The 20,242-nt window shown below is 61.7% G+C and carries 20 protein-coding genes; 8 read left to right on the plus strand and 12 right to left on the minus strand.

Annotated elements, in window-relative coordinates:
* Positions 1 to 253: 253 nt before the first annotated feature.
* The 10 genes from ACLFKU_RS30080 to ACLFKU_RS30125 all read right to left on the minus strand — a co-directional run bounded on the left by ACLFKU_RS30080 (position 254) and on the right by ACLFKU_RS30125 (position 10,740).
* Positions 254 to 1,354 carry a hypothetical protein gene (locus ACLFKU_RS30080; protein WP_368585712.1) on the minus strand — a complete coding sequence of 367 codons (1,101 nt, stop codon included), beginning with the start codon at positions 1,352 to 1,354 and terminating at the stop codon, positions 254 to 256.
* Positions 1,355 to 1,431: 77 nt separating this feature from the next.
* Positions 1,432 to 2,079, minus strand: coding sequence for a hypothetical protein (locus tag ACLFKU_RS30085; RefSeq protein ID WP_368585713.1), 648 nt, complete (start codon positions 2,077 to 2,079; stop codon positions 1,432 to 1,434).
* Positions 2,080 to 2,133: 54 nt separating this feature from the next.
* Positions 2,134 to 2,952 carry a hypothetical protein gene (locus ACLFKU_RS30090; protein WP_410851526.1) on the minus strand — a complete coding sequence of 273 codons (819 nt, stop codon included), beginning with the start codon at positions 2,950 to 2,952 and terminating at the stop codon, positions 2,134 to 2,136.
* A gap of 81 nt (positions 2,953 to 3,033) precedes the next feature.
* Positions 3,034 to 3,669 carry a hypothetical protein gene (locus tag ACLFKU_RS30095; RefSeq protein ID WP_410851527.1) on the minus strand — a complete coding sequence of 212 codons (636 nt, stop codon included), beginning with the start codon at positions 3,667 to 3,669 and terminating at the stop codon, positions 3,034 to 3,036.
* A gap of 295 nt (positions 3,670 to 3,964) precedes the next feature.
* A complete protein-coding gene (locus ACLFKU_RS30100; RefSeq protein WP_410851528.1) occupies positions 3,965 to 4,720 on the minus strand; it encodes a FadR/GntR family transcriptional regulator in 756 nt (251 codons plus the stop codon).
* Positions 4,721 to 4,754: 34 nt separating this feature from the next.
* Positions 4,755 to 6,275: an alpha-N-arabinofuranosidase gene (locus ACLFKU_RS30105; RefSeq protein ID WP_410851529.1), complete on the minus strand. Its 1,521-nt coding sequence runs from the start codon at positions 6,273 to 6,275 to the stop codon at positions 4,755 to 4,757.
* A gap of 115 nt (positions 6,276 to 6,390) precedes the next feature.
* On the minus strand, positions 6,391 to 7,725 hold the full coding sequence (locus ACLFKU_RS30110; protein ID WP_368585718.1) for an extracellular solute-binding protein: 1,335 nt from the start codon (positions 7,723 to 7,725) through the stop codon (positions 6,391 to 6,393).
* 132 nt (positions 7,726 to 7,857) lie between these two features.
* Positions 7,858 to 8,745, minus strand: coding sequence for a carbohydrate ABC transporter permease (locus ACLFKU_RS30115; protein ID WP_410851530.1), 888 nt, complete (start codon positions 8,743 to 8,745; stop codon positions 7,858 to 7,860).
* The gene (locus ACLFKU_RS30120) at positions 8,742 to 9,668 is read right to left on the minus strand and encodes a carbohydrate ABC transporter permease (protein ID WP_410851531.1); all 927 of its coding nucleotides are present in this window, start codon (positions 9,666 to 9,668) and stop codon (positions 8,742 to 8,744) included. Before ACLFKU_RS30120 ends, ACLFKU_RS30115 begins: the two co-directional genes overlap by 4 nt.
* The gene (locus ACLFKU_RS30125; RefSeq protein WP_410851532.1) at positions 9,658 to 10,740 is read right to left on the minus strand and encodes an ABC transporter ATP-binding protein; all 1,083 of its coding nucleotides are present in this window, start codon (positions 10,738 to 10,740) and stop codon (positions 9,658 to 9,660) included. The genes ACLFKU_RS30120 and ACLFKU_RS30125 overlap by 11 nt, the downstream gene beginning before the upstream one ends.
* Before the next feature lie 322 nt (positions 10,741 to 11,062).
* Here ACLFKU_RS30125 and ACLFKU_RS30130 point away from each other — a divergent pair, with 322 nt between their 5' ends.
* The 6 genes from ACLFKU_RS30130 to ACLFKU_RS30155 all read left to right on the plus strand — a co-directional run bounded on the left by ACLFKU_RS30130 (position 11,063) and on the right by ACLFKU_RS30155 (position 16,325).
* On the plus strand, positions 11,063 to 12,019 hold the full coding sequence (locus ACLFKU_RS30130; RefSeq protein WP_368585722.1) for a cupin domain-containing protein: 957 nt from the start codon (positions 11,063 to 11,065) through the stop codon (positions 12,017 to 12,019).
* Between the two features lie 412 nt (positions 12,020 to 12,431).
* Positions 12,432 to 13,067, plus strand: coding sequence for a nitroreductase family protein (locus tag ACLFKU_RS30135; RefSeq protein ID WP_410851533.1), 636 nt, complete (start codon positions 12,432 to 12,434; stop codon positions 13,065 to 13,067).
* A gap of 119 nt (positions 13,068 to 13,186) precedes the next feature.
* Positions 13,187 to 13,732, plus strand: a complete 546-nt coding sequence (locus ACLFKU_RS30140) for a carboxymuconolactone decarboxylase family protein (protein WP_368585724.1) — start codon at positions 13,187 to 13,189, stop codon at positions 13,730 to 13,732.
* 65 nt (positions 13,733 to 13,797) lie between these two features.
* Positions 13,798 to 14,715 (plus strand): NADP-dependent oxidoreductase, encoded by a 918-nt coding sequence (locus tag ACLFKU_RS30145; RefSeq protein WP_410851534.1) that lies wholly within the window; start codon positions 13,798 to 13,800, stop codon positions 14,713 to 14,715.
* 81 nt (positions 14,716 to 14,796) lie between these two features.
* A complete protein-coding gene (locus ACLFKU_RS30150) occupies positions 14,797 to 15,270 on the plus strand; it encodes a DUF3788 domain-containing protein (RefSeq protein WP_410851535.1) in 474 nt (157 codons plus the stop codon).
* 137 nt (positions 15,271 to 15,407) lie between these two features.
* Complete coding sequence (locus ACLFKU_RS30155) at positions 15,408 to 16,325, plus strand: NADP-dependent oxidoreductase (protein ID WP_410851536.1); 918 nt, start codon at positions 15,408 to 15,410, stop codon at positions 16,323 to 16,325.
* A gap of 70 nt (positions 16,326 to 16,395) precedes the next feature.
* On the opposite strand, the gene ACLFKU_RS30160 is transcribed toward ACLFKU_RS30155, so the two are convergent.
* Together ACLFKU_RS30160 and ACLFKU_RS30165 are read right to left on the minus strand one after the other, a co-directional pair.
* Positions 16,396 to 17,028 (minus strand): LysE family translocator, encoded by a 633-nt coding sequence (locus ACLFKU_RS30160; RefSeq protein ID WP_410851537.1) that lies wholly within the window; start codon positions 17,026 to 17,028, stop codon positions 16,396 to 16,398.
* A gap of 14 nt (positions 17,029 to 17,042) precedes the next feature.
* On the minus strand, positions 17,043 to 17,795 hold the full coding sequence (locus tag ACLFKU_RS30165) for a sulfite exporter TauE/SafE family protein (protein ID WP_410851538.1): 753 nt from the start codon (positions 17,793 to 17,795) through the stop codon (positions 17,043 to 17,045).
* Between the two features lie 363 nt (positions 17,796 to 18,158).
* On the opposite strand from ACLFKU_RS30165, the gene ACLFKU_RS30170 reads away from it, so the two are divergent.
* Both ACLFKU_RS30170 and ACLFKU_RS30175 read left to right on the plus strand, forming a co-directional pair.
* On the plus strand, positions 18,159 to 18,566 hold the full coding sequence (locus ACLFKU_RS30170) for an OsmC family protein (RefSeq protein WP_410851539.1): 408 nt from the start codon (positions 18,159 to 18,161) through the stop codon (positions 18,564 to 18,566).
* Positions 18,567 to 18,843: 277 nt separating this feature from the next.
* A complete protein-coding gene (locus ACLFKU_RS30175; RefSeq protein WP_410851540.1) occupies positions 18,844 to 19,566 on the plus strand; it encodes a hypothetical protein in 723 nt (240 codons plus the stop codon).
* The last annotated feature ends 676 nt before the right edge of the window (positions 19,567 to 20,242 follow it).

Genomic DNA, 20,242 nt, shown 5'->3' on the forward strand with positions numbered 1-20,242 from the left:
TGCGCTTGGTTGACAGATCCAGGTGAAGACCCAACTGCGACATTACTCTTCTCCTCAACTAATTCGCGATGCTTCCAGGATAGCTGAACGGGGCGTCAATGCCAGGACTTTTGCAGACCTTCCTTAAATGTCCTGTTCGTTCGAACGCGAATCCAGCAGGAGTCCGACGAGGCAGTCGCGCGACTTAAGAAAGCGTTGGAAACAATGCCGTAGCCCGGATTTTTTCCGAATCTTTTTGTTCGCACACATTCCACTACAGAACCTGGAAGGCGGCGAATGCGCCGCCCGCGAACACTTGCTGGGAGAAGATCTGCCAAATGCCGCCCACTCGCACGCCAATCATGCACATGTATTGAAGTGGATTCGCGCCAGCGCCGGGCACCGGGTAGCCGTTTGGAAAGCCGGGGATGTTGCTGTGCCCTGCGCCATACACCATGAAAGGAGCGGCACCTGCATGATTCGCGAAATCGCCGGCGCCAACGTTAGCATTCATTCCGCAAAGCTGCTGGGCCATGGTCGGGCCGACATGCGGGTTCGGATGTCCCGGAATGCTGGGCGAAATATGAGCGCCATAGATCACCCCTCCCACGTCCTTCATGCAAAAACTGCAGCCGGTAAACTGCGTCGTGACCATCACGTCGGAGCCATCGAGACGTGTACCGTCGATGGCGCCAAAGCTGGCAGCACCCGGCGGTGGCCCCGGATTTACCACGATTCCTCTACCGGGGACGGCAGTCCAGTGCACGGCGCGCACGCTTGCTGCGGAAAAGCCATACGCGCCTGCAGGAACCGGAAAGCCCGCGACGGGCACGAACATGTAGCGATCCTGGGCCGCGTCGTAGGTGAAGTAAAAGTTCACGAGATTGCGGTCTAGCGCATCCGGCGCATAGGCCGTCGAACCACGAACCATGATCTTGTTGTCCGTGAGAAACTGCAGCGGCGCGGCCGGGATAACGGTCGTCAGCAGATTTCTGCTGCCGTGGTCGCGCGCATGATGTGCATCCTCTACTATCCTGGCCTTCTGCAACAGACGGCGATACTCAGCTGCCAACAATCCGGCACCGAGCGTCGTGGCCCGATTTGCAAGCGCGTTGTTTCCAATGGCATGCCACAGGAGATAAATGGCGCGTCGCATTTCGCGCTGGGTCTCGTTACCCGCGTTGTGCACATTCTTCATCGACATCCCGTTTGAGAAATTCACGTAGCCGGGTTGATGTGCGTTGGCCGGGGGATAGTGATTCTGAATATAGGAAGTGGCCAGAGCGTGCGCGCAGGCGTTCTCGGCGAAGGTTCCGATTGCCGAGGTTTGAATGAATCCAAGCGTGTCGTTGATCCTGACAGTCACGTCTTTCATGGCTATTCCCAAAGTGTCGTGTGCCGCGGCAATGGTCTCGCACCGATTCGTCCGCCCTCATGCATCGCCACGGTGATTCAAACCACGTGAACGAAATCCAGGTACTTGTCCAGGATGTGAAGATGATCGCTCGGCGTCTGGATATCTTCTGTCACGGCGATCATCATCCCGTCCCTACCCTCGCGCTTGAGGTTTTCGCTAACGGCGTCATGATCACTGCCGGTAATGGTCACCTTCGACGACCGCTTGATCCCGATGGTGGGATTCCGCTTGCCGGTATGAAACGCAAACGTGCAGAGATCGGAGGTTGGGCTAGGGGTGAAGACTTTCCCCTTTCGCGCCTGGAAGGCCTGCTGATTGACCAGATCCCCGCTGTGTTTGTTTTTGACGATGACATCGGCGTTGTGGTAGTCGAGCACATAGGTCGCCACGTCCGCGCACCCCACTGCATTCTGAATCTGGCTGATATTGTGATATTCCTTGCTGCCCACGTTCCAGCCGGCGATATAAAGCTCGTAGACCCTGTCACCGCCGATCAACGTGACGGCGCGCGCGAACAAAGTGTTTGTGCTGCCGCGCCAGCCCTGGGTTTTATGAACGCCCACGAGCCGGTCGGCGAGTACGCAGATAATCGCAGAACAGGTCGACATCGTGGGAAATGCGAGCGCAGTACCCTCCCCCGTCTGATCATCGTGAATCGACATCACGGTCCTGGTAACCGGCATGACGTTCTCCTCGATTCCCCCTGAATCTTCATCGCCGCGGGGCGGCTCGCTGCGTCAATCAGACTTCTCTTCCGCCTCGATCCAGGCTTTGGTGGGTCTGGTCCGGTTATCCGTCGCCACGACCCCCACGCATTCGAACTTGCTGTTCTCCTGTTCGAGGCAATTCTGCAGATTCTCGGCGTCCGTCGTCTTTGCATCGACCAGCATGCCGGGCGGGATAAAGCCATTCAGATTCTCAACCACCGGTTTCAGGGCTTCATACACGAGGCTGTAGCGGTTTCCCTTTTTCAAGGCCAGGAAATTTTGCGGACCCAATAGAAAGTTCTTCGCCTGCTGTGATTGCAAGGACATATTGTGCAGCGCGGCGTGCAGGCAGGCCGCCTGAAAACAGTATGTGACGAACTGCGAGCAGCTGATTCCCTTGCGACTCGAAAGCTTCACGCCCGTGATCCCGCGGTGCCAGGCGCGCACCGCGCGGACCAAAGAGTCGCCAGTCCAGGCTTCATCGGTCTGGTATTCATCTCCACGCCGCCCGAACGGAACGGTCGCATTCACGACCTGATTTTTCGTTTCGGCATATTTCACCATCGCAACCACCATGGGATCGTCACTGCGCGTGGCCCATCTTGCGGCGAACCACGCTGCCGCCTGGGCCACGGCGGAACTCTCGTAACGATAGACGAGGTACTTGATGTCGTCGTCGGTGACTGCCAGCGCACCGACGGACTGCTGCACGACGCCCTGCAGGTTCCCCACGTCCTTGCTGTGGATGACGGTTTTTCCCCCGGCGTCAGCCACCCAGATGAGCGCATGCTTCGCTTCGTCGGCACTGTCGTCGTACTCGATAATGATGTCGCCGGCGGAAAAGTCCATATCTCGATCGGCTGATCAGAGCGGCCGTTGCTGTTGCGGAAATGTGTGCCTGAAATGGGTGCCTGACTTGCAGCTGCACCGTCATCGTATGCAGAGGTCGGCCTTGATCAGAATCGCCGGCTTGATCCCGCCACGCTGGACGATCTGAACCACGGTTGCACGCCCCTGCCCCGCGTCCGACGAATATTCAACGGGTTCCTCCACGACGACACCTTCGCTAGCATCGATACTGTGACGAAAGCGCACCGCCTTGCCTTCCTTGGTGGTGGTCACTTTGAATTTACCGTCACCGATGTCTGTCACGGAATGGGTAATCTGAAATCCTGAGCACGGCGCAACCGTCCACGGTTTCGTGCCATAGACGAAGACCTGGTATAAAACCATTTCGCCCGGGCCGGTTAGGGCGATCTCGGCAGGAAAGCCGTGCTCATCGTTGCTTTTTCCCAAGTATGTCTCCACCTTGCTGGAAACATGAAAACCTCGATTGGCGAAACAACCTGTGGCTTTTATCGGCGCGGATATGAGCTCATTGCTGTACACCCCCGCGAGATGCATAAGATTGCCATCGGCAGATTCCCAAAGCATCTGCACATCCATTCCACATTTATCCTTCATCACCGTAAGCGGCACGAAGTGATCAAAACTGTAGTTGCAGGGATAACTGAAGCCTGTCTTTGGGATGGTGATGGTCAGCCCAAGTTTGTTGGGTGTAGACATGTCCGCCCCTTCCGCTGAGTACCACACGGCCCGCACTTAAGCCCGGATAAAAGGATAGGTAAACTGCTCCGCCCAATCAACAAGATCAGACGTTTGGGCGTCGGCGGCTGCGAAGGCGGCCAGAAATGCATTTTTCGCCTTCGCAGGCGGCATACGTTCCGCATAACTTATGCTTGTGCCGCCGGAACGAACGACAAGCGTGCGCGTATGCCGGGTCGGAAAAATGTTGCCAGTGCCCCCAAGGCAGCGACGCGTCGCGTTGCGCAAGCGGTATGCGCCGATCCGCCCGAGTCTTCTAGCCCTCGCGCCCCACCACGTCTTTCGGGCTGATCGTGTAGCGCAGCATCCTTTCGCGCGATGCTTCGAGCAGACGCGTCATCGCGGCGGACGCGGCCTCCGGTTCGCGCGCAACGATCCGGCGACGCACCGCGTCATGCAGCTCGATATCTTCGCTCGGCCGCGCCGCCTGCCGAAGCAGCATCTCGGACGACACCCGCAACGCCGCCTTGATCGCACTGCCGATCGTGATGAACATGCCGTTCTGTGACATCGCGATGATCGCCATATGAAATTCGAGCACCGCTTCGCTCACCGCGCGCACATCCGAATGCGCCGACGGCGAAGCATAGGCGCTCGCCAGCTCGCGGTAGCGGCGCTCGATCAGCTGAAGGTCGTCGTCGCTGCCGTGCCGCGCCGCGAGAAAGCTCGCGCGCGGCTCGAAACAGATGCGCATCTCGAAGATGTCCTCGACGATCTTCGAGTCGAATTGCGCATTGAGCCGCCACGCGAGCACATCACGGTCGAGCAGATTCCAGTCCGAGAACGGCAACACGCGCGTGCCGATCTTCGGCGTCACTTCGATCAGGCGCTTGCCGGTGAGCTGTTTGATCGCTTCGCGCACGGTCGTGCGACTCACACGGTACTCGGTGCACAACTCGCTTTCGACAGGGAGCAGATCGCCAGGGCCGAATTCGCCCGAGACGATCCTCATGCCGACGATCCGCGCAACCTGCGCGGTCATCGTCCCTACGACGGGCTCACGCTCGAACATCACCCCTCCTTCGTAGACTTCTCGTGCGAACCACCTAGCCGCGCTTTGCCGCAGTCGTGACGATCACGTTCCACGAGCCCGGCTTCAGGCGCGCCGTCAGTTTCTCGCCATCGACTGAGATCTTCTCGTTGGTCGCAGGCACGACCGTCAACGGCGCTTCGCGCGTATTCACCGCCTTCATGTTCGGGTGGTGAAGTTCGAGCGCGTGATCGAGCGTGCGCTCCACGCCGAGGCCGCGCAATTCGATGCTGAGGTCCATCTCGTCGGTCAGGTGCCGGTTCAACGCGAAGATCGTCGTGGTGCCGCTCGCGCGGTCGTCGACCACGGCGGCGCACAGGTAGGCGATCTCGGGAAAGCTCTCGGCCGCGTAGGCGGGCGATTCGATCACCGGCTTGAGCACGCGGCCGTGACCGAACTTCGACGCCTGCGAGAACGGATAAAAGATCGTCTGCCGCCACGCGGCTCCGCCCGGCTCGGTCATGATCGGTCCGATCACGTTGACGAGTTGCGCAAGGCACGCCGTTTTGACGCGATCCGCGTTGTTCATCATCGTGATCAGTGCGCCGCCGACCACCAGCGCGTCCTCGGCGTTATAGACCTCCTCGATCAGGCGCGGCGCGCTTGGCCAGCCCGGCTTGCGCAGATCGTTGATCGAGCGCGCCTTGTACCAGACATTCCATTCATCGAACGACAGCATGATGCGTTTGCTCGAATGCTTGCGCGCCGCCACGCTGTCCGCAACCGCGACGATCTCCTTGATGAACAGATCCATCACGTCGATGTTGCCGAAGAATTCCGCGGTCGAGTCATGACGATTCTCGAAGTACGTGTGCAAGGAGATAAAGTCCACCTGATCGAAGCAGTGTTCGAGCACGCGATCTTCCCACGCTCCATAGGTCGCCATGTCGTGAGTCGACGAGCCGCACGCCGCGAGTTGAATGGTGGGATCGACCGCGCGCATCAGCTTGGCCGTTTCGAGCGCGACGCGACCGTACTCGTCGGCGGTCTTGCGGCCGATTTGCCAGGGGCCGTCCATCTCGTTGCCGAGACACCAGAACTTGATGTCGTGCGGCTTCGCGTAACCATGTTCGTGGCGCAAGTCCGACAGCACGGTGCCGCCGGGATGATTGCAGTACTCGACGAAATGGCGGGCTTCGTCCGGTCCACGCGTGCCGAGATTGACCCCGTACATGGGCTCGATATCGAGCTCGCGGCACCAGTCGATGAATTCGTTGGTGCCGAACTGATTGGTCTCGACCGAATACCATGCGAGATCGAGCCGCTTGGGCCGCTGCGCCTTCGGGCCGACACCGTCTTCCCAGTTATAGCCCGACAGGAAGTTGCCGCCGGGATAACGGACGATCGTCGGCCCGAGTTCGCGCGTGAGCGCCATCACGTCTTTTCGATAGCCACGCTCATCCGCGTCGGGGTGATCCGGCTCATAGATGCCGGTATAGACGCAGCGGCCCATATGTTCGACGAAAGTACCGAACACGCGTCGGTCAAGGTCCGCGACGACGAAATCCCGGTCGACGACAAGGCGGGAGGTAATCATTGTGATAGGTCCTGTGGTGAGGTCGCCTGCGCGTGCCGCCCGATGCGGCACGCCGGCTTGTGAGCTCGAATGGGTTCGGCGAGGTTCCGTTGAGTTCGGGACAGGCGTGCGGCCACTACCTGGACAGCAGCTTGTTGACGCGGTCTTGCGCATCCTGTTCGACGGCGGCGATCGGCTTGCCTGAGGTCAACATGTTGCTGACCTCGCTGCCGACGATCTCCTGAATCGCGAACTGACGCGGCACCGTGTTCGGCAGCGCGTAGCCGATGGACGAGATCTCCTTGATGTCCGCGCGATGCGGCAACGCGTTGAACGCCGCGCTATCGATGACCGACTGCCGCGCCGGCAGATGCCCCGTGCGGGCCCAGTCGGCGTCGTGGTCGTAGAGGAACTTGAGGAACACGAACGCGGCGTGGCGGCTCTTGTCATCCTTCGCGCCGCCCTTGAGCATCACCCATGAGTGGCCATCGGCCCATACCGCTTTCTTCTGGAACAGGTTCGGGAACGGCACGACCTCGTAGCCGTTGTTGGCGAGCGGCGAATCGGTTTTCTTCGACAGGTTGGTCAAGTCCTCGATCACCCATGTGCCGCAGATCAGCACACCCGCCTTGCCGTTCATGAACGCCTGATTCGCTGCACCGTAGTCGAGGTTCGGGGTGATGTCGCCCGCCTTCATCAGCCCATCCAGCAATTGCAGTGCGTTGGTCACGGGCTTGACGCGCGGATCGATTTTTGTCGGGCCCGACGGAAAGAGCGTGCCGTTCTGCTGATAGACCATCGTGTACAACGAACGCGTCTGCGCGGCGCTCTCGTTGGCGATCGGCATCGTGATGTACGGCAGACCGGTCTTGTCCTTGAACTGTTTCGCCTGCTTGAGCAGTTCGTCGGGCGTGGTCGGCAGGATCGGCTTGCCGCTCGCGTCGACGAGACCCGCCTTCCTGAACAGATTGATGTTGATATGCCAGAGCCACGAATGCGTGTCGAACGGCAACGCGTAGGTCTTGTCGTCGAACGTGACGCCGCGGCGAGCGTGATCCGTGAAGTCCTTCGTATCAATCCCCACCGACTTGAACCCGACGTCGAGCGGTTCGACGAGCTTGCGCTTCACATAGTCGCCGAGCACGGCTTCGTGCATGACCGAGATCGTCGGTACGTCGTGACTCAGAATGCGCGCGTCGATCTGCGTATAGTAAGGAGACCATTCGATGATCTGCGGCTTGACGACGATATCTTCCTTGTTCGTCGCATTGAACTCATTGACCAGCGTCGTGATGATTCCGCACTCACCCGCGGCCTTGCTCACGTCGTTCACATTGCCGTATTCAGCGTCGCAGGCGCCGAAAAAGCGCGACAGCGTAATTTCGGTTTTGGCCTGAGCGGGAGCCGCGAGGCCCGCCGTCAGACTCAGCAAGGCAAGCAAAAGCGCACCGCGTACGAGCGATCTCTTCATGGTTGTCTCCTGTCGAATACTCGATGAGCCGCGTATTTCCGATCGACAGCGCGCGGCCGCTATGGATTACCGGCGTGACCGGTTCTTTTCAAGCAAGGCGCCGATGCCGGGAAACATCGGTGTGCCAGCGGTTCAGCGCACCGTGGTGCCCGCCACGGCGGCCACGATGTACTTCTGGAAAAACAGGTACAGCACGAAGATCGGCAGGCCGGCGAACACGGCTTGCGCCATCAGATAGCCAATGCCCTCGGACTGCGCGAAATTGCCTTGCGTCGACGCGAGGCCGATCGTCAACGTATACATCTCCGGCTTCGATGCCGACACGAGCGGCCACAGGTAGTCGTTCCACGCGCTGAGGAAGGTGAAGATCGCAAGCGTCGCCTGTGCCGGAATCGACAGCGGCAGCACGATGCGCCAGAACACCTTGAAGCGCGACGCGTTGTCGAGCAGCGCGGCTTCCTCGATTTCGACGGGGACGGCCTTGAAGTACTGGGTCATCAGGTACACGCCGAACGGTGACGCGAGCCTCGGCATGATCAGTGCGCCATAGGTGTTGTGCCAGTCGAGCGACGCGAACAGGCTATGCAGCGGAATCACGAGCGCCTGCTCGGGAACCGCGAGCCCCGCGAGGCAGATCACATATACCCAGCGCTTGCCTGGAAACGTCGTGCGCGCGAAACCGTAGCCGGCCAGCGACGCGATGACGAGCGTCAGCAGCGTCTGGCCCAGCGCGACGATCGCGCTGTTGATCAACCAGCCGCCGACGGCTGACGTACCGACGATGCTGGCGTAGTTCTGCAGCGTGAACGGCGGCGAGAACAGCACATCGGTATGCTGCTCCAGGAAGGCGTTCGGCTTGAACGACAGCGCGAACACCCAGACCAGCGGCGCGATCCAGACGAGCGCGAGCAGCACCACGGCGCCGAGCATCACGCGCTCGCCGAGACGGCCGGCCAACGACCCGCGCGAACGTTCGGGCCCAGCTGGATTCGAAGCGGACTGCATTGCGGCGGTACTCATGCGGGGTCCTTTCTGCGTACGATCCATGACTGCACGGCGATACCCAGCAGCATCAGTGCGAACAGCACCTGGGCCGCGGCAGCCGAATAGCCGAACAACCATTGGCGGAAGCCGGATTCGTAAATGAACTGGACGAGTGGTCGCGATGCATTGTTCGGTCCGCCGCCGGTCAGCAATTGCGCCTGACCGAACAGCTGGAACTGGAACACTGCTTCGATCACCGCAACCAGCGCGACGGTGCGCCGGATCGACGGCAGCGTGATCGCTACGAAGGTGCGCCAACGGCTCGCGTTATCGAGCGCAGCGGCTTCGTATAACTCCTGTGGGATCTGCTGGAGCGCGGCAAGAAACAGCATCATCGGCAGGCCCACGATCCACCATACGGTGACGATCGCGATCATCGGCAGCGCGGTGGCTTCATGGACGAGCGGCACGTACTCGGGGATGTTGAGCGCGCGGCTGACATCGGCGAGCAGCCCATGGCCCGGCATCAATACCAGCTTCCAGACGAGCGTGACGATCGTCACCGACAGCACCGACGAACCGAAGAAGATCGCACGCAGCGCGGCGCAAAATCGGCCCGGCCGATTGAGCACGAGCGCGAGTGCAAGACCGAGCGCGACGAACATCGGCACGGTCATGAACACGAAGTAGAACGTGTTGCGCACGGCACCGCGAAAGATCGGATCGGACGCGAGGTCGAAATAGTTCTTCAGGCCGATGAACTCGGACGTGTCGCCGAGCAGATCGACGTTCTGCAAGCTCAGCCACCAGCCGTACACGAGCGGCACCACCAGCAACAGCACGTAGACGATCACGAACGGCAACACGAACAGCCCGTTCGACCAGGACGCGAGGGGATAGTTGAAACGGCGCCGCCGCGCTTTCGGCAGACCGGCCGTCAGCGGGCGATCAGCCGCCATGATGCGCGCTCCCGCTGGCGTCGAACAGGTGCAGATGGGCAGTATCGAGACTCATACGAAGCGGGTCGCCGGGCTGCAATTCGTACTCGCGCGGAATCTCGATGACGATCACCTGATTGCTGGCCAGACTCACGTGCGCGAGCGAACGGTCGCCGAGCCGCTCGATGAATTCGGCGCGCCCATTGAGCGCGCCGGCGGCGTCGATCACCACATGCTCGGCGCGGATGCCGAGCGTGAGTTGGCCCGGCGGCAATCTGCCGGCGGCGATCGTGGTCGGCAGCACGACGTTGTCGACCGGCAGGCGCACGCACAAATGGCCGCCGTTTTCGCCGGCCGGTTCGACATCGATGAAGTTCATTGCCGGTGCGCCGATGAAGCCGGCGACGAAGCGCGTGGCCGGACGCCGGTAGATATCGAGCGGCGCGCCAATCTGCTCGATGCGGCCGCGGTTCATCACGACGATGCGTGTGGCGAGCGTCATCGCTTCGATCTGGTCGTGTGTGACGAAGACCATCGTCGAGCCGAGGCGCCGATGGATCCGCGCCAGTTCGACCCGGGTACGCGTGCGCAACGCCGCATCGAGGTTCGACAACGGCTCATCGAACAGGAACGCTTCCGGTTCCTTGACCACCGCGCGGCCAATCGCGACCCGCTGCCGCTGACCACCCGACAGTTGCGCGGGGCGGCGCTTGAGCAGCGCATCGAGTTCGAGCATGCGGGCGGCCTCGGTAATGCGCCGGTTGATCTCGCTCGCGACGACGCCCGAGTTGCGCAAGCCGAACGCCATGTTGTCGTAGACCGTCATGTGCGGATAGAGCGCGTAGTGCTGAAACACCATCGCGACGTCGCGCCTGGCCGGCGGCAGGTGCGTGACCTCGCGGCCACCGATGCTGATCTGGCCTTCGCTGACGGCCTCCAGCCCGGCGATCATGCGTAGCAGCGTCGACTTGCCGCAACCGGACGGGCCGAGAAAGACGAGGAATTCGCCTTCATGGATGTTCAGGTCGAGACCGGTGATCACTTCCGTCTCGCCATACCGCTTTGTCACGCCGTTGAGCTGAATGCCCGTCACCGTGCCTCCTTGGGTTATGTCCCGGAACTGCCGTCTCTTTCTGTATTTGTCTGCTTTGGTATTATCAAAATATAGTAATTTCGAACGGTTTGATTCGTCCAATCCCTATTTCGATATTGATCTGTTCGGATTTGGTATCGGGATATGCTTATTGAATTGCCCATGCAATACGCAATTCGAAAGGAGAACTTGCCGTCCATGCGGCCGCGCTACCTACGCCAAAAAGAAGCACGAGGATCGTAAATGATGATCTGAATGCGTTTTGCGAAGTCGTTGGAGAGATAACTGTCCGCGACGCCGTCCCGAGGCCTAACGGAGTTCTATGTCCCAGATCGACTGGCTCAGCCACCTGCTGCAAATGATCACCGTCACCGGCCGGCTGGAGGTTCGCTGCGTCTACGGTGCGCCATGGCGCGTGGCCTGGGACCAGTCCGCGGCGCATGAGATTCCTTACCACGTCGTGCTCAAAGGCCGGGCAGTGATCGAGGATCCTGAGACACAGACGGCCACGGAGCTGGTAGCCGGCGATATCGTGCTGCTGCCTCACGGGTCGGCGCATGTGCTGCACGATGGCAGCGGACACACGCCCGGGCCTACTTGCGAACGCCATGATTCCGCCGGTTTGATGTTCAGCGAGAACAACGGCCAGGGCGAGCATCTGGACATGCTGTGCGGGCGTTTTCTCATCGGGCCGCCTCATGATCGGCTGATACGCAATTACCTGCCGACGAATCTGGTGGTACGGACCATGGAAAGTCATGGTGAAACGCGTATCGGGTCTGCTTCGAACCACCTGGCCAATTTCGTGGCACTGATGCGCGAAGAGTCCACGGGCGACAAGGTCGGTGGCTACGCGGTCCTCAACGCCCTTTCCTCGGCGCTTTTCACACTCGTATTACGCGAGGCGAGCGAATCCGAACACGCGCCGGCCGGCCTGTTGGCGCTGGCCGGCCATCCACGATTGGCGCCAGCCATATCAGCCATGTTCGCCGATCCGGCGCGGCCCTGGAACCTGCCTGAGCTAGCCGACTTATGCAGCATGTCACGCGCCACCTTCATGCGGCACTTTCAGGACACGCTGGGGCGCTCGGCCCTCGAGCTGCTGACCGAGATCCGGATGAGTCTGGCTGCCAACGAATTGAAGAAGCCGATGATGACCACGGAGGCCGTGGCCGAGTCGGTGGGGTATCAATCCGTATCGTCATTCCGCCGTGTGTTCACCGAGAGGATGGGCATGACGCCGGGTCAATGGCGCCGTATCGCCCGCAACGGTCAGTAACGGCAAGTCGCGGCCACGAATCGTCGCTTCGCGTTCTGTGTGCGACCCCGATGAGGCGTTAGACGGGTCGGCGCCGCCGCTCATTCGCGCGAGCGACCCTCGACGCGTCCGTCCATACCTGCAGCCCGCAAACCTCGATCTCGACGAGACGAGAGGCGCCGTGTCGACTTGATCCTTTTGGACATTTTATTGAGTAAATCCAGTCTCGAAAGCGGCATCGAGCAGGCCTAAAGTGAAGGCTCCCAAACCAAATGTATCAACGGCACCGACGTCGACTTCCCGCCGCTCGAGTAAGCCGCCTTGCCGCGCGCAAGGCTATCGGCTCGCCGGCAAGTTGGAATTACCGGATGGCTGGGCATAGAGCGAAAGCATCCGTGTACCTGAATCTATCCATCTACACACAGGACTTCTCATGAAAAACGAAATCACCATGACCAATCCCGTCATCGAATGCATCCTGAGCCGCAGCGCGGCCAAGTATTACGACCCCGCCGCGACCCTGAGCGACGACCAGATCCGCGAGCTGGTACGAATCGGCACCAGTGCGCCGACATCTTTTCACTTGCAGAACTGGCGCTTCATCGCCGTACGCACGCCCGAAGCCAAGGCCCGGCTAAGTCCAATTGCCTGGAACCAGCCCGCGATCGTAGATGCAGCGGTTACTTTCATCGTCTGCGGCCAGCTGGTCGAAACCAGTGTGATACCCGAGCGTCTGGCACCACTGGTGGAAGCGGGCGTGATGCCGGCAACCATGGTGCCGGAGTGGGAAATCCCGGCGCGCAATCTGTACATGGCGTACCCGCAGCGACGGCGAGACGAAGCTGTACGCACCGCCACTTTCGGCGCGGCGGCGATGATCTATGCGGCCCGCTCGATGGGCCTGGGTTCGACGCCGATGATTGGCTTCGATGACGAAGCCGTGCACCGCGAGTTCGGACTGGCCGAGGACGAAGTGCCGGTCCTGCTGTTGTCCGTAGGAGCGGAGCGTCAGGGAAACTGGGCGCAAAAGCCGCGTCGTCCTGTGGCCGACGTATTGGATCTGGTATAGGCGCGGACCGAGCCGACTCGAGTACAAACAGGGACCACGGCGCGAAGCAAATCAATGAGCGGTCCTCGCACGGACCTTTGCCGATCAGTAAAACCAGCAACTTGATAAGGACGACTACGATGCCAAGAACTACTGCTCTAACGCCGCAACAGGTACCTGCGGATTCCAGGCCGACGCTCGACGCGTTCACCAGAAACATCGGCTTCACCCCGAACATGATGGCGAGCTTCGCGCAAAGCCCGATCGCATTCAACGCATGGGCCACCCTGCTCGGTTCGCTGAGCAAGGCGCTCGACGTGAAGACGCGTGACAGCATCGGCCTCGCGGTCTCTGAAGTGAACGGCTGCAACTACTGCCTGACGGTTCACAGCTTTACGGCCGAACACATGGCAAAGCTGTCGGCCGATGAAATCATTCTCGCCCGCAGGGGCCACGCCGCGGATCCGAAGCGCGACGCCGCTGTCCAGTTTGCGCGCAAGGTCATCGAGGCCCGCGGCAAGGTCAGCGACGCCGATCTGCAAGCCGTCCGCGATGCCGGCTACACGGATGCGAACGTGATGGAGATCGTCGCGCTGGTGGCCATGTACTCGCTGACGAACTTCTTCAACAACGTGTTCGATCCCGAGAAGGACTTTCCCTCGGTTACGCCGGCCGGTTCGATCTGAACGCTAATCCCCCGTTTGCCAGCGCATTCGAACATGACGATAGACCACTGACAAGGAGATGGACGATGAAGGCGATCATTGTGACGGACCAGGCCGCGGGAACGGCCGGGATGCAGCTGATGGACCGGCCTGAGCCGGAGGCAGCGATAAACGACGTCGTCGTTCGGGTTCATGCTTCCGGATTCACCGGGGATGAGCTGACGTGGCCCTCGACCTGGACCGATCGCGTCGGCCGTGACCGGACGCCGGTGATTCCCGGGCAAGAGCTGGCTGGAGTGGTCAGCGCGCTGGGCTATGGCACAACGGGGCTGTCGGTGGGACAGCGGGTGTTCGGCATCACGGACTCGCATCGCAGCGGCACGCTGGCCGAGTACGTGGCAGTCGAGGCACGCAATCTCGCGCCGCTGCCGGGCGACGTCGACTTCACGGTAGGCGCGAGCGTGGCGATGCCGGGTCTGACCGCGTGGCAGGGACTATTCAATCACGGTCGCATCCAGGCGGGACAGAGCGTCCTCGTGCACGGTGCGGCAGGCGCTGTCGGCTCGATGGTCACCCAGCTCGCACGTGAGGCCGGCGCCTACGTCATCGGCACCGGGCGCGCAGCCCACCGGCAGGCGGCGCTTGACTACGGCGCGCAGGAATTCGTCGACCTCGAGAACGACGTCCTCGAAGACGTCGGCTCGATAGATCTGGTTTTCGATGTCTTCGGTGGCGATATCGCGAAGCGGTCGGCTGGCCTGATTCGAGCCCGCGGAACGCTGGTGTCCATTGCTGGCCCGACCGATGCACGTCCCGCCGACGGTCTGGCGATCGACTTCGTCGTCGTGCCTGAGCGCGCCCAACTGACCGGGATCATCGATCGTGTGCGTGACGGACGGCTGCGCGCGAACATCGGCAACGTCTCGAGTCTCGACGACGCCGTCGCCACCTTCAATGGACCCAGGCGGAACCACGGGAAGACGGTTATCCGCGTTCGCCCATGATGGGTCCACGAGAAATAGTAAGCCCCGACATCCGTACCGGCGCATCAGCATTCCACCGATGAAGCGAAAGAGGAAAGCGATATGAAGCAGGCCCCCCAGATCGGCGACAGGATCACCGACAAATCAGCACCACCCGATGAGCGCATTGTCCGGGACTGGATCGGGCCGGACGCGTTCGAGCATTGGTCCGAGTTGCAGAGCTGGATCGCGGCATCCTACCCGGGTGTTTTCACGCCGGATTGGCTCTATGGCGGCAAGAAACGCGGTTGGTCGCTGCGCTACAAGAACACCAGGGCGTTCTGCACGTTGCAGCCGGCATACGGGCTGTTTTCGGTTCAGGTGGTACTGGGGCGAGCAGAGCGAGAGAAGTTCGAGGAGCGGCGTTATCTCTGGAGCCCGCAGTTGGTCAAGCTCTACGATGAAGCCCGAGCATACCCCGACGGGAAATGGTTGACCGTTGCGATCTCATCCGCGGAGGTTCGCCATGAGGTGATCGAGCTTGTGAGTATGAAGCGCCCTCCACTATCAGGCGGTTCGATGTCGCGCAAGTTCTAAAACCCGCGCCACACTTTCGGCCTCGATTGCATCGACGTTAAGTGGCCACGAGCCCAACGCATCGAGCCGGGCGAGCGCGGTCTCGAGTGAGCCAATGGCCTGGGGCAGGCGGGCCGATCTTAAAGGAGATAGTTCTCATGAAGGCAATCACTGTGACGGATCAAGCGGCGGGAACGGCCGCGATGAAACTGTCCGAGCGGCCCGAACCGGCGGCGGCGATAAACGACGTTGTTGTTCGGGTTCACGCGTCGGGATTCGTCGGGACCGAGTTGGCGTGGCCCTCGACCTGGACCGATCGCGGCGACCGTGATCGAACACCTTCGATTCCCGGCCACGAGCTGGCCGGAGTAGTCACCGCTCTCGGCTATGGCACGACCGGGTTGTCGGTCGGACAGCGAGTGTTCGGCCTCGCAGACTGGTATCGAGACGGCTCCCTCGCTGAGTATGTGGCGATCGAGGCCCGCAACCTTGCGCCACTGCCGGGCGATGTCGACTTCACAGTCGGCGCGAGCCTGCCGATCTCGGGACTGACCGCATGGCAAGGTCTGTTCCAGCACGGGCGCCTTCAGGCGGGTCAGCGCGTTCTCGCGCACGGTGCGGCCGGCGCGGTCGGGACGATGGTGACTCAACTCGCGCGAGAGGCCGGCGCTTACGTCATCGGCACGGGACGCGCCGCCGACCGTCAGAAGGCGCTCGAGTTCGGCGCGCAGGAGTTTGTCGATCTCGACCGCGACCGGTTGGAAGACGTGGGCGGAGTCGATCTGGTGTTCGATGTCATCGGCGGCGACATCGGGATACGGTCCGCGGCCCTGGTTCGAGCGGGGGGGACGCTCGTGTCCGTTGTCGGGCCAGCCGAAGCGCGACCGGCCAATGGTCTCGCGGTCGACTTCGTTGTCGAGTCCGATCGTGCGCAACTGAACGAGATCGTCCAGCGCATACGGGATGGACGACTGCGGACGAACATCGGCAAGATCGCGACTCTCGACGAAGCCGTCGCCGCTTTCAATCCGACTGAGCGGATCAGCGGGAAGACGATCATCCAGGTTCGTCCATGAGAAGTCGCGGAAGGTCGAGCGGCGCTGCTCTGCACGTTGCCCCGCCATTCGTGCGCGCGGAACAGGAAGGTTACCGGCGGGCTTCCGTTGCCATGCGGACTGCAAGGCCTGCTAGCACTGTGCCCATCAACCACCGTTGAAGCGTAATCCACGTCGGGCGGCTCGCGAGAAATCCGGCAATCGAACCAGCCATGGTCGCAATGGCTGCATTCACGCAGACGCTGATCAGGATCTGCGTTGCGCCCAAGGCGAGTGATTGATGAAATACGCTGCCGTGCGACGGATCAATGAATTGAGGCAATAGCGACAGGTAAAGCACGGCGATTTTGGGGTTCAGCAGATTGGTGGTGAACCCCATCAGGAACAGTTTGCGGCGGCTGTCCACGGGAAGATCGCGGACCTGAAATGGTGAGCGTCCGCCGGGCTTGACTGCTTGCCACGCAAGATAGAGCAGATACATCGCGCCGCCAAAGCGGAGGGCATCGTAGGCGTAAGGTATAGCGAGAACCAGAGCGGTGATGCCGAATGCCGCGCACAGCATGTAGAACGCGAAACCAAGGGCGACGCCAGCCAGGGAGATAAGTCCAGCTTGACGACCTTGGCAGATGGAGCGTGAAATCAGATAAACCATATTCGGTCCGGGTGTAAGCACCATGCCGAGTGCAACGAGACCGAATGAAAGGAAATGACTTAGATTGGGCATCGAAAACTCCAAAGTTACGCGTATCGAAGGCGGCGAATTTTCATCCGTGATTTTCCACTAGCTTTGCGGGTTTCCGCCAGCACATGTTTGGCAAGACTCAAGAGAACGGATGCAGCGCCAGTTCGAGACCCAAGACGATGAGAAATAGGAGAAAGCAACGGCGGAAAGTTTTTTGGACTGATTTTCTGCCGCACGATCGAGCCCAACCACATTCCAGCGAGAGCGGGAACGACAGCCAGCAGCGACAAGCCGAGCTGATCGATCCTGAACGCGCCGTTGGCGAAGAGCCCTGCTGCGAGAGCAACCGTGGAGAGGGTGAACGAAAGGCCAAGAGCCTGCACGAACTCGTCTTTTTGAAGACCCAATGACTGCACATAAGGCATGGCGGGAATCGTGATGACGCCGGTGGCGCCGGTCAGCAAGCCGGTAGTCATGCCGATGACGGGCGAAAGCCAGGACTCGCGCCGTTGCGGGACCGAAAGTGTCGGCAAGAACAGCGCATAGGCCGCGTAGGCGATCAGCGCACGTCCCGGCGCACGTCCCGACCAGACGGGGTCAACGATTACCAGCAGTCGCGTGCCCAGAACGGTATCGATCACGATGCAGAGCATCATGGCCCACAGGCGTCGCGTGAGGCGGAGTATGTCTCGTCCGACTAGCATCTGCCACACGTTGGTCACGAACGACGGAATGATCAGGATGGCCGCCGCCGTAAGCGGCGACATGATGGCTCCGAGCACGCCCATGGCAACTGTGGGCAGGCCCATTCCGGTCACGCCTTTAACCTATCCGCGCCGATGCAAAGCCTGCTGGCGCATCTCGGTGGCGGACCGCAGACCGTAGCTGGCGCAAGGCCGGCTCATCGGCTTCGCGCGTTCACTGAGAGCAAGCTGCGCAGCTTCATCGACCAAATACGCATCGCGAGGATCGATTCGCCGCGGGGTCACAGGGCGGCAGCCGACGCACGGCGCGATGCCGCCTGAAAGCGTATGGCCCGCGCTCAGCGCCACCTCGTTGAGGGTGGCACAATCGTTCCCACCAGCGCCGGCTCCCGCACGCAGCCGGCGATATTGAACGCGTCCACTGCAATCGACCATCGCTGCGGTGGCGCCCAGTTCCCAGGAGTTACCATGCCGCTCGCCACCGCCTCCGCACGGCTCGCCGCCGATGCCCCCAACTACCTCGTGGCCCTCGAAGCCGGCCGCCATGCGCTCGCTGGCGACGAGGGCCCGCACGAAGGCGGTCAGGATCGCGGGCCTGCCCCTTTCGGATTCGTGCTTGCGGGTCTCGCCGCGTGCACGTCGGCAACGCTGCGCATGTACATGCAGCGCAAAGGCTGGCCCGACGGCAGCATCGATGTGACCACGACTCTGCACGCCGATCAGGAGCGCAACCAGTACATCCGTCGCACCGTCGAGGTTGATGCGCCGCTCGACGCCGCACAACGGGCCCGACTCGCGGAGATCTGCGAAAAGACGCCCGTCACGCTCTTCATCAAGCGCGGCACGCGCATTGACACCACGATTATCGAGCGGTGAAGAGTGGACGAACGGGTACTGCCGGTCAGTTCCCGTCACTGCTCTCATATGCTCGATGCGCTTCGGCAACTGACGTTTGCCTCTCAGTGTTGCCAGAACAGGGCGGCCGGCTGCGTACAGCCATCGGAGCTGCCACCATAGAGATGGACATACGTAACGGATTTCACCCTTCACGTTTTATCCAATCGTGCCGCGCATCGAACAAGATGAGAGCCGCATCGGCGACAATCAAAAAAGGGCGCGTCAATCAATGAGCGCTTGTCTGGGACCATCAACGTTGGCTCATCAACTTCGCCGCGACATGCTCACCTTGCTTGTCGCGCCACACGATCGGGATTTCCCGTCGGATGGCCGCTCCTTCGTGTCGTGCACGAAGGAGCGGCCGAAAACGAGGCTGCGGATTACCTTGACCCGCCCGAGCCCGAACCGCCTCCGCCGTGACCGCCGCCGCCTGAACCGCCTGAGCCGTGACCGCCTCCACCCGGACCGCCTGAGCCGTGACCGCCCGCGCCCGAACTGCCTGCGCCAGACCCGCCTGCGCCCGAACTGCCTGCGCCGGGGCCGCCTGCGCCCGAGCCGCCTGCGCCCGAACTGCCTGCGCCCGAGCCGCCTGCACCGTGACCGCCTGCGCCCGAACTGCCTGCGCCAGACCCGCCTGAACCCGAACCACCTGCGCCTGCGCCCGAACTACCTGCACCCGAACTACCTGCACCGTGACCGCCTGCGCCCGAACTGCCTGCACCCGAACTACCTGCACCAGAGCCGCCTGTACCCGAACCGCCTGCGCCCGAACTGCCTGCGCCCGAGCTGCCTGCGCCCGAGCTGCCTGCACCCGAGCTGCCTGCACCCGAACTGCCTGCACCCGAGCTGCCTGCACCGTGACCGCCTGCGCCCGAACTGCCTGCGCCCGAACTACCTGCGCCCGAACCGCCCGCGCCCGAACTGCCCGCACCCGAACTGCCCGCACCCGAACCGCCAGCCCCTGAACTGCCTGCACTAGAACTGCCTGCACTAGAACTGCCCGCACCGTGACCGCCTGCGCCCGAACTGCTCGCACCCGAACCGCCAGCCCCTGAACTGCCTGCACTAGAACTGCCCGCACCGTGACCGCCTGCGCCCGAACTGCCTGCACTCGAACTGCCAGCACCCAAACCACCGGCACCAGAACCGGCCGCGCCTGGGCCCGAACTGCCTGCACCGGAACCGGCTGCACCTGCACCCGAGCCGCCGGCACCTGCACCAGAACCGCGTGCGCCCGAACCGGACGCGCCTGCACCCGAGTTGCCGGCATTCGAACCGCCCGAACCCGAACCGGCTGTGCCTACCCCTGAACCGCCCGCGCCCAAACTACCTCCTGCGCGACTGCCTGCAGGCTGTCTTTGAACCAGTTGCAGTGAAGCAAAATTCCGAGAAGCTGCGCCGCGAGTATTCGGAGAAGGCGCGCTGCGGTGATCGAGCGAAGCGGAAGACGCGCGTGGAGCGTGCTCAGCACTGGTAGTTGCAGATCCCCGCGCAGGAACTGACGATGATCGCGCGACATGATCGGATGAAGACGCTTGTGTCGTCGGCGATTTGGGTCCAGTGATCCCGCTCGCATGCCGCTCGATTGCTCTCACGTCCGGCGCCGAATGGTGGCGAGCTTGTGCAGCGGTATAGCTTGCCTGGTCGGGCTCTCG

The sequence above is a fragment of the Paraburkholderia sp. EG304 genome, from assembly GCF_046543485.1.
Taxonomy (GTDB): Bacteria; Pseudomonadota; Gammaproteobacteria; order Burkholderiales; family Burkholderiaceae; genus Paraburkholderia; species Paraburkholderia youngii.

What these genes read in the sequence shown, in the direction of transcription:
- ACLFKU_RS30080 (WP_368585712.1), bottom strand. Translation starts at nt 1,354, where the DNA reads ATGAAAGACGTGACTGTCAGGATCAACGACACGCTTGGATTCATTCAA.
- ACLFKU_RS30085 (WP_368585713.1), bottom strand. Translation starts at nt 2,079, where the DNA reads ATGCCGGTTACCAGGACCGTGATGTCGATTCACGATGATCAGACGGGG.
- ACLFKU_RS30090 (WP_410851526.1), bottom strand. Translation starts at nt 2,952, where the DNA reads ATGGACTTTTCCGCCGGCGACATCATTATCGAGTACGACGACAGTGCC.
- ACLFKU_RS30095 (WP_410851527.1), bottom strand. Translation starts at nt 3,669, where the DNA reads ATGTCTACACCCAACAAACTTGGGCTGACCATCACCATCCCAAAGACA.
- ACLFKU_RS30100 (WP_410851528.1), bottom strand. Translation starts at nt 4,720, where the DNA reads ATGTTCGAGCGTGAGCCCGTCGTAGGGACGATGACCGCGCAGGTTGCG.
- ACLFKU_RS30105 (WP_410851529.1), bottom strand. Translation starts at nt 6,275, where the DNA reads ATGATTACCTCCCGCCTTGTCGTCGACCGGGATTTCGTCGTCGCGGAC.
- ACLFKU_RS30110 (WP_368585718.1), bottom strand. Translation starts at nt 7,725, where the DNA reads ATGAAGAGATCGCTCGTACGCGGTGCGCTTTTGCTTGCCTTGCTGAGT.
- ACLFKU_RS30115 (WP_410851530.1), bottom strand. Translation starts at nt 8,745, where the DNA reads ATGAGTACCGCCGCAATGCAGTCCGCTTCGAATCCAGCTGGGCCCGAA.
- ACLFKU_RS30120 (WP_410851531.1), bottom strand. Translation starts at nt 9,668, where the DNA reads ATGGCGGCTGATCGCCCGCTGACGGCCGGTCTGCCGAAAGCGCGGCGG.
- ACLFKU_RS30130 (WP_368585722.1), top strand. Translation starts at nt 11,063, where the DNA reads ATGTCCCAGATCGACTGGCTCAGCCACCTGCTGCAAATGATCACCGTC.
- ACLFKU_RS30135 (WP_410851533.1), top strand. Translation starts at nt 12,432, where the DNA reads ATGAAAAACGAAATCACCATGACCAATCCCGTCATCGAATGCATCCTG.
- ACLFKU_RS30140 (WP_368585724.1), top strand. Translation starts at nt 13,187, where the DNA reads ATGCCAAGAACTACTGCTCTAACGCCGCAACAGGTACCTGCGGATTCC.
- ACLFKU_RS30145 (WP_410851534.1), top strand. Translation starts at nt 13,798, where the DNA reads ATGAAGGCGATCATTGTGACGGACCAGGCCGCGGGAACGGCCGGGATG.
- ACLFKU_RS30150 (WP_410851535.1), top strand. Translation starts at nt 14,797, where the DNA reads ATGAAGCAGGCCCCCCAGATCGGCGACAGGATCACCGACAAATCAGCA.
- ACLFKU_RS30155 (WP_410851536.1), top strand. Translation starts at nt 15,408, where the DNA reads ATGAAGGCAATCACTGTGACGGATCAAGCGGCGGGAACGGCCGCGATG.
- ACLFKU_RS30160 (WP_410851537.1), bottom strand. Translation starts at nt 17,028, where the DNA reads ATGCCCAATCTAAGTCATTTCCTTTCATTCGGTCTCGTTGCACTCGGC.
- ACLFKU_RS30165 (WP_410851538.1), bottom strand. Translation starts at nt 17,795, where the DNA reads ATGGGCCTGCCCACAGTTGCCATGGGCGTGCTCGGAGCCATCATGTCG.
- ACLFKU_RS30170 (WP_410851539.1), top strand. Translation starts at nt 18,159, where the DNA reads ATGCCGCTCGCCACCGCCTCCGCACGGCTCGCCGCCGATGCCCCCAAC.